We start from the raw sequence: 601 nt of genomic DNA on the forward strand, positions 1-601 counted from the left end.
TGGCGTCGGCTTTCCAGTCGGCCGGCAGCTCGCCGTTCATGCGGCGCTTGAACTCGGCAGCCTGCTCCGGGAAGGCCTTGGCGTAGGCGGCGAACTTGTCGTTCCAGGCCGCTTCTTTGGCCTGACCGGCTTCCTTGGCGTCCCACTGGGCGTAGATGTCCTGCGGGATTTCAAAGGCGGCGTATTTCCAGCCCAGCGCTTCGCGGGTGGCGGCCACTTCGGCGGCGCCCAGCGCGGCGCCGTGCACGTCATGGGTGCCGGCCTTGTTCGGCGAACCGAAGCCGATAACGGTCTTGCACATCAGCAGCGACGGCTTGTCGGTCACCTTGCGGGCTTCTTCAATCGCGGCCTTGATGGCGTCCGGGTTGTGGCCGTCGACGTTGCGCACCACGTGCCAGCCGTAGGCTTCGAAACGCAGGGCGGTGTCGTCGGTGAACCAGCCGTCGACGTGGCCGTCGATGGAGATGCCGTTGTCATCGTAGAAAGCGGTCAGCTTACCGAGCTTGAGGGTACCGGCCAGAGAGCAGACTTCGTGCGAGATGCCTTCCATCATGCAGCCGTCGCCCATGAAGGCGTAGGTGTGGTGGTCAACGATGTCGTG

At 64.6% G+C, this 601-nt stretch carries 1 pseudogene; it reads right to left on the reverse strand.

The window, feature by feature from the left end:
• Positions 1–601 (reverse strand): annotated as a pseudogene (locus WCL58_RS25260) (transketolase); the annotation flags it as partial.

This window comes from Serratia sp. TMDUHS_CL (genome assembly GCF_037137105.1).
GTDB lineage: Bacteria > Pseudomonadota > Gammaproteobacteria > Enterobacterales > Enterobacteriaceae > Serratia > Serratia nevei.